Raw genomic sequence first — 14,455 nt, 5'->3', positions numbered from 1 at the left:
TTCTTTCACGTATTGGTTGTACCACTGACAAGTTTATCATAAACAAAAGAAAAGAGCCTGCCCGAGGGGGAGGCTCTGCTCGTTCATGCAACGCGAAAGCGATCACTGATTTCTTGCAGCCGCTCAGATAAGGATAGCAGCTCTGTTGCCAATTGACGTGATTTTTCAATGGAAGTGAGTTGTTCGCGCGAGGCGACCAGCATTTCTTCTGTGCTGCTTTTGGTCTCTTGGGAAATGGCAACAAATGAATCCAATGCCATGTCAACGGTGTGCAAGCCTTCGGTTATGTCGGATAACCCCTCGTTTGCTATATGCAGCTCTCCCGTTGTCTGATCGACAGCTTGTCGAAGCTCAAGAAAAGCAGAGGCAGCGTCTGAGAGCTTTTGCAGGCTTTGCTGAAGCTGTTCGGATGCTTGTGAGGTTTCGGAGGAAATTTCATAGGTTTGTACTTGAACAGCGTCCATCAGCCGCGTGATTTCTAATGTGGCATTTTCCGACTCGCTGGCAAGCTTGGCTACCTCGTTGGCCACGACAGCAAATCCGCGTCCATATTCTCCGGCACGGGCCGCTTCAATACTTGCATTTAAAGCGAGAAGCTTGGTTTGCTTCGCCACGTTTTGGATCAGATGAACAACATCTCCAATGGATTCTGATTGTCGGCGCAGTTCAGTCATGCGGGTGTCGACCTGTGCGTACGTGTGGGAGAAGCGGTTGATCATCGTGTTCAAATCATCGATACGATTTTGTCCATTGTGGGTGACTGTCTGCATCTTTTTACCTGCTTCAATCACAGAGAAAATACGTGCAAAAAGTCCATCCATCGATTGCTTTATGTGCTGAAAAGAGGCGCTGGCGCCATTTGTTGAGGCAGCCGTTTGTACGACGCCTTGATTGACTGTATCGAGACGCAGAGACAGCATCGACGAACGATTGCCTGCTTCATCGGCTGTTTGCCTGATTGCGATGCCTCCTTTGTTCAGTTCTTCAATCATGAGTTGGATCTCTGCAATAATCTCACACATTTGCTCTACCATGTGATTGAAGCTGTTTGAAATCCCACGAATCTCTGGACCCTCGTTTTGCAAAAGGGAGCGATGGGTGAGATCGCCCGAGCTGACTTTTTGCATTGCCGCAATCAACGTTTGAAAAGGGGCGGTTATCCCCTTCACAACCAGCAAGCACAGCAACAAAGAAAGGACCAAGCTAGCGAGAATGGTCATTACGATTATTTTGGTTATTTCATGGAGAGGACCTAGATAGGACTCTTGCAAAACGTCTATGACGTAAATGTAGCTCTCCTCAGGAGAATGCGTAAAGGCCAGGGTATGTATGTGATCATCGACAGGGACATGAATCACGCCGAAGCGTTCTGCTTCCATCCGTATCGCGATATCTTGCGGGATTTCAATAGCGCCCGTTGTCACTTTTTCAATGGGATGAAAGGCTCCATTTTTGACCAGATATTGCTGGAGTATCAAGCCTTCCTGAGACAGATTGCTTTCTTGCTGTTGCAATTCGTATTGAAGGCGCTTTTGGTAGGCTTGATCGTCGCTAGCGAAAGTGAACTTCAATAGCGAAATTTTTTCGGTGGTCTTGTCCGTCTCTGAGTCAAGGCGGGACTCCATTTGCGAAATCATCACCTGTTTTGCCTGGGTGTAAAAGGTCCAGCCAATCATGCCAGAAGAAATGAGCAGGATGAACAGCAGTGGGATCGTCAGCTTGGTACGGAGCCGCACTTGCCTGTGTAAGCGAGAAAAGGGAGTGAGTAAATGGCGAAAGATAGCGTGCATCTCCAGTTGCCTCCTGATAAGTGAATAGTCGAAAAGTCCCGAGACTAAGGACTATTGTACTCAGGAGATGTAAAGCCAGTATGGAGAACATGTAAACGAATGTTAACATCTGCCTTTCGAAAAACATGCAGTAAATCCCGAACATTTGTCGAAGTGTATTCCAGCATTTTTCGTTGATAAATGCGTATGTTTGTGTTTTAATGTAGTTGAAACGTTCGTGAATTAACCGAAACTCAACCTTTTTGACTGGGAAGGTGACTCCTACGGTGGAAAAACAGGAACAACTCTACGAAGGTAAGGCAAAACGCATTTATCGGACATCTTTGCCTGATCAGTACTGGGTAGAGTACAAAGACGACGCAACAGCATTCAATGGAGAGAAACGGGCGCAAATCACCGGAAAAGGTGAGCTGAACAACCGCATTACGGCAATCTTTTTCACCATGCTGAAGGAGCGGGGCATCGACAACCATTTTGTCCGTCTGCTGTCCGCCACAGAGCAGGTTGTTCGCAAAGTGGAGATTATCCCTTTGGAGGTAGTCGTTCGCAATATCGCAGCAGGCTCATTGGCCAAGCGTCTTGGCATGGAAGAAGGGACGGTGCTCCCGCAGCCCGTTGTCGAGTTTTACTACAAGGATGACGCACTGGGAGATCCATTGGTGAATGCCTCCCATATCAAAGTGTTGGGGATTGCGAGCGAGAGTGACCAAGCGACACTGGAGCGCATGGGTCTTGCTGTAAACGAGGTCCTCGTGCCTTACCTGCGTGAGCGCAACATTACCTTGGTTGATTTCAAACTGGAATTCGGAAAAACAGCGGACGGGGAGATTCTCCTCGCCGATGAAATATCCCCGGATACATGCCGTTTCTGGGATTCGGTAACGAATGAAAAGCTCGACAAAGACCGCTTCCGCCGCGATTTGGGCAATGTGGAGGAAGCTTACAAAGAAATGCTTATGAGACTAGGAGGAGACGTACATGTTTAAAGCTGTTGTTTATGTAACATTGCGCGAGAGTGTTTTGGACCCGCAAGGACACGCTGTAAAAGGTGCTCTGCACACCTTGGGTTTTGATGAAGTAAACAATGCGCGTATCGGGAAGTACATGGAGCTGGAATTGAATACTTCTGACCGTGCGCAAGCAGAAGAGCGTGTACGTGAAATGTGCGAAAAGCTGTTGGCCAATACGGTGGTAGAAGACTATCGCTTTGATATCGTGGAGGGCTAAGGATATGCGAGTAGCCGTTATCGTCTTTCCAGGCTCGAATGCCGACATTGATTTGTTTAACGCAGTTGAAGACGTAATGGGAGTGCCTGTGGATTATGTATGGCATTCCGATACGGATCTTTCCAAATATGATGCGATTCTCTTGCCAGGTGGATTCTCTTATGGAGATTATCTGCGCTGTGGTGCGGTCGCTCGTTTTTCACCCGTCATGGAGCAAGTGGTGAAGGCAGCAGAAGAAGGCAAGCTGATCATGGGAATCTGCAACGGTTTCCAGATCCTGACCGAAGTCGGGCTGTTGCCAGGTGCACTCTTGCGCAACCGTTCACTGAAATTCCGTTGCAAGCTGTCCGAATTGCGTGTGGAAAACAACGATACCTCCTTTACCCGTGATTTCACGGCAGGGGAAGTCATCCAAATTCCGATCGCGCACGGCGAAGGAAACTACTACTGTGATGAAGAAACGCTGGCAAAGCTCAAAGCGAACAAACAGATCGTTTTCCGCTATCATGGCGAGAATCCGAATGGTTCACTGGATGACATCGCGGGCATTTGCAACGAACGTGGAAACGTACTTGGCATGATGCCTCACCCGGAGCGTGCCGTCCACTCTTGGATGACTTCCGATGACGGACGCCGCATGTTTACCTCGATTCTAAAGACTTGGAGGGAGCAGAACAGTGTCACAACTCACGCATAAAGAACCGACAGCCGAACAAATTGCCGATCAAAAACTGTACAAAGAAATCGGTCTGACTGACGAAGAATATCAGCGTGTCGTAGAAATTCTCGGCCGCAAGCCGAACTGGACGGAGACAGGTCTGTACAGCGTCATGTGGTCGGAGCACTGCTCCTACAAAAATTCCAAGCCTGTCCTGCGTCGTTTCCCGACAAAAGGACCTCGCGTTTTGCAAGGACCAGGGGAAGGTGCGGGTATTGTCGACATCGGGGACAATCAGGCGGTTGTTTTCAAAATCGAAAGCCATAACCACCCATCCGCGATCGAGCCGTACCAAGGGGCTGCGACTGGCGTGGGCGGTATCATCCGTGACGTATTCTCGATGGGCGCGCGTCCGATTGCGCTGCTCAACTCGCTTCGATTCGGGGAGCTCAAGTCTCCTCGCGTCAAATATTTGTTCGAAAACGTCGTTGCAGGTATCGCAGGTTACGGGAACTGCATCGGGATTCCGACTGTGGGTGGCGAAGTGAATTTCGACCCTACGTATGAAGGCAATCCGCTTGTCAACGCCATGTGTGTCGGCTTGATCGACCACGAAAAGATTCAAAAAGGGGTAGCGTCCGGTATCGGCAACCCTGTTATCTACGTTGGCGCAAGTACGGGGCGTGACGGTATTCACGGGGCAACCTTCGCATCCGAGGAGCTCACGGAAGAGTCGGAGAAAAAACGCCCGGCAGTACAAGTTGGCGATCCATTCATGGAAAAGCTCCTGCTGGAAGCGTGCCTGGAGCTGATCGATACGGGTATTGTTGTCGGGATTCAGGACATGGGAGCGGCTGGCTTGACGAGCTCCAGCTCCGAGATGGCGTCCAAGGCAGGGAACGGAATCGAGATGAATCTGGATCTGGTGCCACAGCGCGAAGCTGGCATGTCTGCATACGAAATGATGCTGTCTGAGTCTCAGGAGCGTATGCTCGTCGTCGTGGAAAAAGGCAAAGAGGCAGAAGCGATTGCGATTTTTGACAAATGGGGTTTGGCGTCCGCTGTCGTGGGCAAAGTAACCGAAGACAGCAAGCTGCGCCTGTTGCACCAAGGTGAAGTAGTAGCAGAGGTGCCAGTAGACAGCTTGGCAGACGACGCACCTGTGTACCATCGTCCATCTTCGGTACCTGCTTACTACGAAGCAAACGCGAATGTAGATGTGTTGGCAGCCATCCAAGAACCGAAAGATCTGAATGGTACGCTGAAAAGCTTGCTGGCTCAGCCAACAGTGGCGAATAAAGCGTGGGTATACGAGCAATACGATCACATCGTGCGTGCAAACACAGCTGTAAAGCCTGGTTCTGACGCGGCTGTTGTGATGGTGCGCGGTACTCGCAAGGCTCTTGCCATGAGTACCGACTGCAACGGTCGCTATGTGTACCTCGATCCAAAAGTGGGCGGTGCCATTGCGGTTGCAGAATCTGCACGCAACGTCGTCTGCTCCGGTGCAGAGCCGCTGGCGATTACGGACTGCCTGAACTTCGGAAGTCCGGAAAAGCCTGAGGTGTTCTGGCAATTTGAAAAATCGTGCGAGGGCATGAGCGAGGCGTGCGTAGCACTCGATGCTCCGGTCATCGGCGGAAACGTATCTTTTTACAATGAACGCAGCGGTGACGCGATCTATCCAACCCCAACGGTGGGAATGGTCGGCTTGATCACCGATGTTGACCATATTACGACCCAGGATTTCAAAAACGAAGGCGACGCGATCATCCTGTTGGGCGAGACATTCGCTGAACTGGGCGGCAGTGAGTATCAAAAGATGGCTACGGGCAGCATTTCCGGACGTCCTCCGCAAATCGATCTGACCAAGGAAGCGGCAGTACAAAAGCTGGTTCTCACAGCGATTCGCCAAGGTCTGGTGAACTCTGCACACGATCTGTCCGAAGGTGGCCTGGGTGTCGCGCTGGCTGAATCTTGCTTCGGCAAAGGCTTCGGTGCACAGGTGGCTCTTACGTCCGAGCTGCGTGCTGACGTGCTCTTGTTCAGTGAATCTCAATCTCGTATCTTGCTCAGTGCTTCCAAAGAGCAAGCGGCGGCGATTCTCGCATTGGCAGGTGAACATGGCGTACCTGCTGAAAACATCGGTACGGTCGGCGGCGATCGTCTGGTAGTGAACGTGAACGGTACAGAAGCGATCAACGCTTCGACTCAAGAGGTGAAAGCAGCCTGGAAGGATGCGATTCCATGTTTGATCGGCTAATCTGGGACAAATTGAATGAAGAATGCGGCGTCTTTGGCATCTACAACCACAAAGAAGCATCCCAATTGACCTACCTGGGTCTGCATGCCCTTCAGCATCGCGGTCAGGAGAGCGCAGGCATCTGCGCCTCCGACGGCGAGAAATGGTATAAGCACCGCGGAATGGGTCTCGTGTCAGAGGCTTTTGGCAAGGGCGATTTGGAGAAGTTCAGCGGTCATATTGCGATTGGTCATACCCGTTATACGACTGCTGGTTCGAGCAAGATTGAAAATGCCCAACCACTCTTCTTCCGCTATGCACAAGGCAGCATGGCAGTTGCCCATAACGGGAATCTCGTGAATGCCGCCGTGCTTAGAAAAGAGCTGGAAGCAAAAGGCTCCATTTTCCAGACGACCAGTGACACAGAAGTGATCGCGCATCTGATCGCCCGCTCTGAGAGCAAGGATTTGCCGGGAGCGGTAAAGGACGCTCTGCAATACATCAAAGGAGCGTATGCACTTCTCGTCATGAACGAGAAGCAGCTCGTGATTGCTCTTGATCCGAATGGCTTGCGTCCGCTGTCATTGGGACGACTCGGAGATGCGATCACTGTCGCGTCCGAGACTTGTGCGTTCGATATCATTGGCGCGCAGTATTGGCGTGACGTGCAGCCGGGCGAGCTGATCGTCATCGACAAGGATGGCATTACCGAAAGCAAGTTTACGGAAACAACACAGCGTTCGATTTGTACGTTTGAATACATTTATTTTGCCCGACCAGACAGTGACATCGACGGAATCAACGTCCACATGGCGCGCAAACGTCTGGGCAAGCAACTGGCATTGGAATCCTCGATTGATGCTGATGTCGTCACAGGTGTACCGGATTCCAGTATCTCTGCTGCTATCGGATTTGCAGAAGCGACAGGAATTCCGTATGAAATCGGCTTGATCAAAAACCGCTATGTCGGACGTACCTTCATTCAGCCGAGTCAGGAGCTGCGCGAGCGCGCTGTCTATCTCAAGCTGTCTGCCGTTCGCAAGGTAGTAGAAGGCAAGCGCGTCGTCATGATTGACGACTCCATTGTCCGCGGTACGACGAGTAATCGAATCGTCCGCATGCTGCGTGAGGCTGGCGCCAAAGAAGTGCATGTGCGTATCAGCTCTCCGCCCGTTATGAATTCTTGCTTTTACGGCATCGACACCTCGTCGCGTGAGGAACTGATTGCGGCGACCAAATCCGTAGAGGAAATTCGTCAAATCATTGAGGCTGATTCGCTGTCGTTCTTGTCTGTTGAAGGAATGATCGATGCGATTGGCCGCACCGATTCGGCTCCCAATAGAGGACACTGCCTCGCATGCTTTAACGGAGAATATCCGACAGAGATTGAGTTCGAAGAAGCGCTACCTGCGCTCAAATGCTAATACAAGCACCTCTTGCTAGGGGGAGAAACGATGAGTGAAGCATATAAACAAGCTGGCGTAGACATCGATGCGGGCAACGAAGCCGTCGAACGCATGAAAAAGCACGTCAAACGAACCTTCCGCCCGGAAGTTATGACTGATTTGGGCGGGTTCGGAGCACTGTTTCGCCTGGATACCAAAAAATACGAGAAACCGATTCTCGTTTCTGGCACAGATGGAGTAGGAACCAAGCTGAAGCTCGCATTTGCCATGGACAAACACGATACAATCGGCATCGATGCTGTCGCCATGTGCGTCAATGACGTTGTGGTTCAAGGGGCAGAGCCGCTCTTTTTCCTCGATTATCTGGCAGTAGACAAGGTCATTCCGGAAAAAATTGAAGCGATTGTCAAAGGGATCGCGGAAGGCTGCTCCCAGTCCGGCTGCTCTCTGATTGGCGGGGAGACTGCCGAAATGCCTGGCATGTACGCAGAAGGCGAATACGACATCGCGGGCTTTACCGTAGGTGTGGTGGACGAGAGCAAAATGATTACAGGAGCGTCCGTGGCGGCAGGCGATGTACTGATCGGTCTGGCTTCCAGCGGCGTGCACAGCAACGGCTTCTCGCTCGTTCGCAAGGTTCTTTTGGCAGACAAAGGTATGTCCCTGCATGATCATGTTGACGTATTGGGCAAAAAGCTCGGCGAAGAGCTGCTGACACCGACCCGCATTTATGTAAAGCAAGTGTTATCCGTTCTGGAGTCCCATGAAGTGAAAGCTCTGGCACACATCACAGGCGGCGGCTTTACTGAAAACATTCCGCGCGTACTTCCAGAAGGAATGCAGGCTGTGATCAACGTTGGTTCCTGGCCGGTGCTGCCGATCTTCGAGCTGGTACAAGAGGCTGGTAACATCTCTTATCCGGATATGTACAAAACGTTCAACATGGGCATTGGCATGATGCTCGTCGTGAAGCCGGAAGACGCAGTGAGTGTTATGGAAAAGCTGCAAGAGCTGGGAGAACAGGCGTATTTGATCGGACATATTCAAGCGGGAGAGCGCAAAGTCGTATACAACGGGGTGGAATGGTGAGAAAGCTGGCCATTTTCGCCTCAGGCAGCGGCTCCAACTTTGAAGCGATCGTGCAGGCTGTACAGGAAGGCAAGCTCACAGGTGTAGAAGTTGCCTTGCTCGTGTGCGACAAGCCCGGCGCCAAGGTTTTGGAACGGGCAGAGCGTTTAGGGATCGACGCCTTTGTTTTTCAACCGAAGGAGTATGCAGACAAGGCGGCTTTTGAGCAGGAAATAGTGGCACAGCTCCAAAAACGCGATATATCGCTGGTTGTGCTGGCAGGCTACATGCGGTTGGTGGGCGACACCCTTTTGTCTTACTACGAAGGAAAAATCATCAATCTGCATCCATCGCTTTTGCCTGCTTTCCCAGGAAAAGACGCGATTGGTCAGGCACTCGCATACGGGGTAAAGATAACGGGGGTAACGGTACATCTGGTTGATGCTGGTCTGGATACAGGGCCGATCATTGCCCAGATTCCCGTAGCAGTGCAAGAAGCAGATACGGCTGAGACTTTGGCGGCTCGCATCCATGCCGTGGAGCATGAGCTTTTGGTGAAGGTCATTGGCCTTTTGGTGGACGAAAGAGTAAAGCTTGAGGGACGGCTTGTCCAGCTGACGTAAACCGAGAGAATAAGAAGAAACCGACATCCATTTCTGATGTCGGTTTTTTTGCAATCGGTTTTAGAAATATTTTTTCCTCCAAAAAAGGAGGGCTGTTACTGAGGTAATGGTGGTGCACATGATCATAATGATCGTAAATGCGTATGGATGATCCTGAAAAGGAAGCGCGACGTTCATCCCGTAAAAGGTGCCGATCACCATAGGTAATGTGATAACGATGGTAATGGCGGTCAACAGCTTTAATACGCGATTCAGATTGTTGGAGATGACAGAGCCAAAGCCATTCATGATGTTCCCTAAAATGGCCGTATAGATTTCCGTCATTTTGATAGCCTGCTTGGTTTCGATTTTTACTTCTTCCAGCAGCTCCTTATCTTCTTCGTACATTTTCAAATAACTGCCGCTCCGAAGCAGGGAGATCAACAGACTGTTCGTTTCCAGGGACGTCGAAAAATAAACGAGGCTTTTCTGCAATTCAAGCAAGGTAAGCAGTTCATTGTTTTTCGTCGATTGTCGCAACGATTTTTCCAGCATTTCTGTCTGTTTGTTGATTTTTTTCAAGTACTGCAAATAATAGTGGGATGCATTTGATAAAATTTGCAGAACGAACCGGTTTCGCATGTGCGTGTGAAAGCTTTTCACTTTTCCTTGGACGAACTCATTCATGACAGCCGTTTCTACCAGGCAAACGGTTAAGATATAATCTTCCATCACCATGATTCCCAGCGGAACCGTCGTGTAGTTGTCCTTCGTCCCTTCCTTCGTGGAGATCGGGATGTCCACGTAGAGCATCACGCGGTTGCCGTCCTTATCGATCCGTCCTATTTCTTCGTCATCAAGGGCATCCTGCAAAAAATGAAGGTCAATCGACAACTCCCTGACGACTTGTTGCTTTTCTTGCTCAGAAGGATCGGTCAGATGGATCCAGCAGCCTTTTTCAAATTGATGCCGTTCTTCTATTTTTCCCATGGCATTCGTTTTGTAAATGTTCAACATGGTTTTCTCATCCTTTCGCAAATAAGGATCGGAGGGATACGACCATGTTGCGCAAGCATGTGTACTTAAACATACTTACATACACTCGTCCCATAAAAAGGGAGAATGTCAAATAAGGTATGGGGAACATGCCGCAGCGCCACAAGGCCGGAAAATTCTCCGTACACAATACTGATTGCAGTTATTCATTCGGCAACTTGGACTACTGTCCATAAAAACGTTCCCCCCTTTCGATAATAAAAACCCTCTAGCGGGAATCTAGAGGGTTAGAAAAGTGCACAAAATAACACCACTTTTTCTCCCCCTGCAAGAGCTTTGGCACTATACAACGTAAAGGAAACATTCCTTAGCCACCTTAAGAAAAGCCTTAGTTCGGCAGTTCCTGTTCTACCCATTGGCATCTTTCGATATTTCCGGGCAGTGGCCTATGTTTGTATAGGAGCCTCACCTAACGAGGATGAATGATTGACTTTGTCATCTTATTCCTGTCACCAGTATTTGTCAATCATGTTTTCTCGTCCTACATGCATGTTATTCATGTCCTTTCATACGGTGTCGGCTTCTAACTATGACCGACTCACCCTATTTTGCTGCAATTCTTCTTCCGCGAATCATGACAAACCAAATCAACTCTTGTGACATACAGTAAGAGAGGGATATTCCCACAAAGGGAGGGGCAGACTTGAGCGGAGATTTTGTTTCGAACTTGCTCGATAAGCTAAGCCAAAAAACAGGGCGGCAATGGACGCTTAACGATATTATGAAGCTAGCGGAAAAAATGCCGAAGGGCGGAGCGAACGTAGATTCACTGCTCGATGAGCTGGGCAACATGGGATTCGAGGTGCCAGAGGAGACGAAAGAGCGCGTCAGGGATCGTGTAAAGGACGGCCAATCCATCTCCATGGAAGAGTTAGGGAATTTAATGCCCAAAGAAGTAAAGGCGAAGAGCCGCAAGTCGAAGAAGCCGATCAAGCCAATCAGGGCGACTGCCAAAAGCAAATCAGCCCCGCTGTCAGATCGCATCAAAAAGCTATCAGGCAAAGGCAAGAAAAAACGATAACTTCATCAAAGCAAATGCAGGTGTATGCAGTCGCAAGTGCCGAACAGGCATGGGCGGCTGCGTTTGTTTTTCTGACGAAGTTATTGATAATAGCGTACGATTATTTTATAATATATAAGTAATGTTCGTGTTTTGGTCGATAGTTACTCATGTTTTCACTAAAATTCAGGAGGTTCTATCCGTGAGTGTGAAAAAAGCGTTGATCAGCGTTTCTGACAAGACAGGATTGATTCCGTTTGCCCGTCGATTGGTAGCCGCCGGGGTACAGATCATTTCTACCGGGGGTACGGCTTCTCTTTTAAAAGCAGAGGGAGTTCCCGTCATTGGCATTTCTGAAGTGACTGGATTTCCAGAAATTTTGGACGGTCGCGTCAAAACGTTGCATCCCAATATCCACAGCGGCCTCTTGGCTGTAAGGGACAGTGAAGCACATGTGCAGCAACTAAAAGACCTTGGGATTGAAACCATTGATCTGGTTGTCGTGAACCTGTATCCTTTCAAGGAAACGATCGCGAAGCCAGACGTGACATATGAAGATGCCATTGAGAATATTGATATTGGTGGACCAACGATGCTGCGTTCTGCTGCGAAAAATCACGCGTTCGTCAGTGTAGTGGTCGATGCAGCCGATTATGAAAAAGTAGCAGAAGAAATTGAAGCAAATGGCGATACTACGCTAGAAACTCGTCGCAAGCTGGCTGCAAAAGTTTTCCGTCATACAGCCGCCTATGATGCCTTGATCTCTCGCTATTTGAGTGAGCAGGTGGGCGAACTGTTGCCTGAGAGCTACACGGTGACTTACGAGAAAGCACAGGATTTACGCTACGGGGAAAATCCACATCAACGTGCGGCATTTTACCGTGAGCCGTTATCGGATCAGTTGAGCATCGGGAATGCGAGTCAACTGCAAGGAAAAGAGCTTTCCTATAACAACATCAATGACGCAGATGCAGCGCTGGCGATTGTACGTGAATTCGCTGAACCTGCTGTCGTTGCGATCAAGCACTCCAACCCTTGTGGAGTAGGGATCGGCACTGATATTCGCGCCGCTTACCAAAAAGCGTATGAAGCAGACCCTGTCTCTATTTTCGGTGGGATCGTGGCAGCAAACCGCCCGATTGACCGTGACACTGCACTCGCAATGAAAGAGATTTTCTTGGAAATTATTATCGCACCAGACTTCACCGAAGAGGCATTGGCGGTTCTGGCTGAGAAAAAGAACCTGCGTCTCTTGCGTATTCCTGCGCTGAATGAACCAGGCAAAAAAGTGGACAATCTGTTCCGCGTGGCTCCGGTTGCAGGCGGTGCGCTCATTCAAGACTTCGACTACAAGCAGCTCGAAGAAAACGAGATTCAAGTGGTCACAGACCGCAAGCCTTCGGAAGAGGAACTGGCACAGTTGAAATTCGCCTGGAAGGTCGTCAAGCACGTCAAATCGAATGCGATTCTCTTGGCAAAAGACAATATGACCATCGGCGTGGGTGCAGGCCAGATGAACCGCGTTGGGGCAGCGAAAATCGCCATCGAGCAGGCAGGTGCATTGGCAAGTGGCGCGGTTATGGCCTCGGATGCGTTTTTCCCGATGGGAGATACCGTGGAAGAGGCAGCCAAAGCAGGGATTACCGCTATCATTCAGCCAGGCGGCTCCATTCGCGACCAAGAATCGATTGATGCTTGCAACCGAGCGGGCATCGCGATGATCTTTACCGGCACTCGTCATTTCAAGCACTAAAAGAGGCTATTCGGAGTAACGTTCGCTTTTTTAACACGTACTAAAGAGTGGATTACCTCTCACACAGGAGGAAATACGATGAAAATATTAGTGGTCGGCGGCGGCGGTCGAGAACACACGATTGCCTGGAAGCTGTTGCAGAGCTCTAAAGTAACCAAGGTATACTGTGCGCCAGGAAATGGGGGCACAGCCCAAATCGCTCAAAACGTACCGATTGGCGTCCATGATTTTGCTGCACTGGCTCAATTCGTCAAAGATGAGGGAATTGATCTGACTGTCGTTGGCCCGGAAGATCCTTTGCTGGCGGGGATTGTGGACTTTTTCCAGGAGCGCAACCTGCCGATCTATGGCCCGAATCAAAAAGCGGCAATGATCGAGGGCAGCAAGTCTTTTGCGAAAAGTCTAATGAAACGCTACGAGATTCCGACGTCTGCCTATGAATCGTTCCTGGATTACGAATCGGCGAGTGCGTACGTGAGAGAGCAGGGAGCTCCTATCGTTGTCAAAGCGGACGGCTTGGCAGCGGGGAAAGGAGTCGTTGTCGCAGAGACGGTGGAGGAAGCGGAAGAGGCACTCCGTCAAATCATGCAGGAAAGCGTCTTTGGAGAAGCAGGGGCGCGCGTGGTCATTGAGGAGTGTATGTTCGGCGAGGAGCTGTCGCTGCTGTCTTTCGTCGATGGAGAGACGGTTAAGCCGATGATTACCTCCCAGGATCATAAGCGAATTTTCAATAATGACCGCGGTCCCAATACAGGCGGCATGGGAACATACGCCCCGGTACCGCAAATGTCTGCTGAGCTGGTAGACGAGATCGTCAAAACGATTGTCCAGCCGATGGCATCAGGGATGGCCAAGGATGGCATTCCGTTCAAAGGCATTCTCTACACAGGTCTGATGATTACGGAGCAAGGACCAAAAGTCGTGGAGTTCAATGCGCGTTTTGGCGATCCAGAGACACAGGTGCTCTTGCCGTTGCTCGAAACAGATTTGCTTGATATTTTTGTCGGAACGGTCAATGGCGAGCTCGATGCAGTCGATGTGACATGGCAAAAAGGAAGTGCTGTTTGTGTCGTCATGGCAGCGCCGGGTTATCCGGGAGAATATCCAAAGGGTGCGTTGATCCAGGGACTGGGTCAGGCAAACGAGGGAGCTACGGTGTTTCACGCAGGTACGAAGGAAACCGAGGAAGGCATCGTGACGAGCGGTGGCCGTGTGCTTGGCGTTGTGGCAACAGGAGCGGATTTGGCGCAGGCGCGTGACACAGCGTATGCGAAGGTCCAAGGGATCTCGTTTGATGGGGCGCAGTATCGCACGGATATTGCGGCACGCGCGATGAAGTATCAGCAGAAGTCGTAACAGCAAAAGAAACTGTTCCTTAGTAGGAATTTCTACTAGGGAACAGTTTTTTTTTTAACAAGTGAGTTCATATTAGCGTCAAATTATTGATTAAAACTTCTTGCTTATATAACTTAATTTTCCAAAAAATACAAAGTCTATTTACCGAAAGTAGAGAATGTAGTATAAATATATATGGTAATATATAGGGTATTTACCAATAATATAATTTAAATACAGGGGGTGGAAGGTTGAATACTACAAAATGTAGTATCAACTGAATTTATGTTTAAGAATCAAAGATGGATAACCGTTTTT

At 49.7% G+C, this 14,455-nt stretch carries 12 protein-coding genes and 1 riboswitch; of the genes, 10 read left to right on the top strand and 2 right to left on the bottom strand.

Annotated features, from left to right (window positions below; translation table 11 throughout):
* Positions 1 to 83: 83 nt before the first annotated feature.
* Entirely contained in the window at positions 84 to 1,790 is a 1,707-nt protein-coding gene (locus tag EL268_RS27135) for a methyl-accepting chemotaxis protein (RefSeq protein WP_106652471.1), read from the bottom strand.
* Positions 1,791 to 2,056: 266 nt separating this feature from the next.
* Between EL268_RS27135 and purC the strand changes: the two genes are divergently transcribed.
* From purC to purN, 7 genes are read left to right on the top strand one after another with little or no spacing between them, the layout of a single operon-like run.
* Entirely contained in the window at positions 2,057 to 2,776 is a 720-nt protein-coding gene (purC, locus tag EL268_RS27130; protein WP_106652472.1) for a phosphoribosylaminoimidazolesuccinocarboxamide synthase, read from the top strand.
* A complete protein-coding gene (gene purS, locus EL268_RS27125) occupies positions 2,769 to 3,017 on the top strand; it encodes a phosphoribosylformylglycinamidine synthase subunit PurS (protein WP_007717324.1) in 249 nt (82 codons plus the stop codon). The genes purC and purS overlap by 8 nt, the downstream gene beginning before the upstream one ends.
* Positions 3,018 to 3,021: 4 nt before the next feature.
* Complete coding sequence (gene purQ / locus EL268_RS27120) at positions 3,022 to 3,714, top strand: phosphoribosylformylglycinamidine synthase subunit PurQ (protein WP_106652473.1); 693 nt, start codon at positions 3,022 to 3,024, stop codon at positions 3,712 to 3,714.
* Positions 3,695 to 5,938, top strand: coding sequence for a phosphoribosylformylglycinamidine synthase subunit PurL (gene purL, locus EL268_RS27115; RefSeq protein WP_106652474.1), 2,244 nt, complete (start codon positions 3,695 to 3,697; stop codon positions 5,936 to 5,938). Before purQ ends, purL begins: the two co-directional genes overlap by 20 nt.
* The gene (gene purF, locus EL268_RS27110; RefSeq protein WP_106652475.1) at positions 5,923 to 7,341 is read left to right on the top strand and encodes an amidophosphoribosyltransferase; all 1,419 of its coding nucleotides are present in this window, start codon (positions 5,923 to 5,925) and stop codon (positions 7,339 to 7,341) included. The genes purL and purF overlap by 16 nt, the downstream gene beginning before the upstream one ends.
* Before the next feature lie 30 nt (positions 7,342 to 7,371).
* Positions 7,372 to 8,412, top strand: coding sequence for a phosphoribosylformylglycinamidine cyclo-ligase (gene purM / locus EL268_RS27105; RefSeq protein WP_106652476.1), 1,041 nt, complete (start codon positions 7,372 to 7,374; stop codon positions 8,410 to 8,412).
* A complete protein-coding gene (purN, locus tag EL268_RS27100) occupies positions 8,406 to 9,014 on the top strand; it encodes a phosphoribosylglycinamide formyltransferase (protein WP_106652477.1) in 609 nt (202 codons plus the stop codon). The genes purM and purN overlap by 7 nt, the downstream gene beginning before the upstream one ends.
* A gap of 60 nt (positions 9,015 to 9,074) precedes the next feature.
* Here purN and EL268_RS27095 read toward each other — a convergent pair whose 3' ends face one another.
* Entirely contained in the window at positions 9,075 to 10,010 is a 936-nt protein-coding gene (locus EL268_RS27095) for a magnesium transporter CorA family protein (RefSeq protein WP_106652478.1), read from the bottom strand.
* A gap of 294 nt (positions 10,011 to 10,304) precedes the next feature.
* Positions 10,305 to 10,473, bottom strand: a riboswitch (M-box (ykoK) riboswitch).
* A 219-nt stretch (positions 10,474 to 10,692) separates the two neighbouring features.
* Between EL268_RS27095 and EL268_RS27090 the strand changes: the two genes are divergently transcribed.
* From EL268_RS27090 to purD, 3 genes are all read left to right on the top strand, one after another.
* Positions 10,693 to 11,070 carry a hypothetical protein gene (locus EL268_RS27090; RefSeq protein WP_106652479.1) on the top strand — a complete coding sequence of 126 codons (378 nt, stop codon included), beginning with the start codon at positions 10,693 to 10,695 and terminating at the stop codon, positions 11,068 to 11,070.
* Between the two features lie 181 nt (positions 11,071 to 11,251).
* Positions 11,252 to 12,802: a bifunctional phosphoribosylaminoimidazolecarboxamide formyltransferase/IMP cyclohydrolase gene (gene purH, locus EL268_RS27085; protein WP_106652480.1), complete on the top strand. Its 1,551-nt coding sequence runs from the start codon at positions 11,252 to 11,254 to the stop codon at positions 12,800 to 12,802.
* Between the two features lie 78 nt (positions 12,803 to 12,880).
* The gene (gene purD, locus EL268_RS27080) at positions 12,881 to 14,158 is read left to right on the top strand and encodes a phosphoribosylamine--glycine ligase (RefSeq protein WP_106652481.1); all 1,278 of its coding nucleotides are present in this window, start codon (positions 12,881 to 12,883) and stop codon (positions 14,156 to 14,158) included.
* Positions 14,159 to 14,455 lie beyond the last annotated feature (297 nt).

This window comes from Brevibacillus brevis (genome assembly GCF_900637055.1).
Taxonomy (GTDB): Bacteria; Bacillota; Bacilli; order Brevibacillales; family Brevibacillaceae; genus Brevibacillus; species Brevibacillus brevis.
Note: the sequence above shows the minus strand (reverse complement) of the source record. Positions and strands in the feature narration are given on the sequence as shown.